Source organism: Saccharopolyspora sp. NPDC000995 (assembly GCF_053599315.1).
Genome location: NZ_JBSFLZ010000355.1, coordinates 1 through 1,180 on the forward strand (window position 1 = coordinate 1; position 1,180 = coordinate 1,180).

The 1,180-nt window shown below is 66.8% G+C and carries 1 protein-coding gene; it reads left to right on the forward strand.

From position 1 onward, the window contains the following. On the forward strand, positions 1 to 1,180 hold a 1,180-nt coding region (locus ACWDKQ_RS36295; protein WP_450143260.1), incomplete at its 5' end, for an acetyl-CoA C-acetyltransferase.

Consider the following 1,180-nt stretch of genomic DNA (forward strand, 5'->3'; position numbering starts at 1 on the left):
TTCTGTGATCGTGGCGGGGGCGCGGACTCCGATGGGGCGGTTGCTCGGCTCGCTAAAGGACTTCTCGGGTGCGCAGCTGGGTGGGGTTGCGATCAGGGCGGCGTTGGAGCGGGCTGGGGTGCGTCCGGATCAGGTCGGGTACACGATCATGGGTCAGGTGCTGACTGCTGGTGCGGGGCAGATCCCGGCGCGGCAGGCGGCGGTGGCCGCGGGTATTCCGATGGATGTGCCGGCGTTGACGATCAACAAGGTGTGTCTGTCGGGGTTGGATGCGATCGCGTTGGCTGATCAGCTGATCCGGGCGGGTGAGTTCGAGATCGTGGTGGCCGGTGGTCAGGAGTCGATGACGCGGGCGCCGCATTTGCTGACCGGGTCGCGGGAGGGTTTCAAGTACGGCGATGTGCAGCTGCTCGACCACCTGGCCCATGACGGTCTGTTTTGCGCGTTCGACCAGGTCGCGATGGGTTTGTCGACCGAGAAGTACAACGCTGGGTATGGCGTGACCCGGGAGGAGCAGGACGCGTTCGCGGCTCGTTCGCATCAGCGTGCCGCGGCGGCGGTGGAGCGGGGTGTGTTCGCCGAGGAGATCGTCCCGGTCGAGGTGCCGCGTCGCAAGGGTGGTCCGTTGGTGGTGGATGCCGATGAGGGCATTCGTGCCGGTACCACGGTTGAGACGTTGGCGAAGTTGCGTCCGGCGTTTGCTGCGGATGGCACGATCACGGCGGGTTCGGCGTCGCAGATTTCCGATGGTGCGGCGGCGGTGGTGGTGATGAGCAAGGTCAGGGCAGAGGAGCTGGGGTTGAGCTGGCTGGCCGAGATCGGTGCGCATGGTGTCGTCGCGGGTCCGGATGCGAGCTTGCACGAGCAGCCGTCGAATGCGATTAAGGCCGCGTGCGCGAAGGAGGGGGTCGACGCGGCGGAGTTGGATCTGGTGGAGATCAACGAGGCGTTCGCGTCGGTGGGGATCGTGTCTGCGCGTGCGTTGGGTGTGGGTGAGGAGAGGGTCAACGTCAACGGTGGTGCGATCGCGCTGGGTCACCCGATCGGCATGTCGGGTGCGCGGTTGGCGTTGCACCTGGCGTTGGAGCTCAAGCGTCGTGGTGGTGGCACCGGTGCGGCGGCGCTGTGTGGCGGCGGAGGCCAGGGCGATGCCCTGATCCTGCACGTCCCCAAGGCCTGA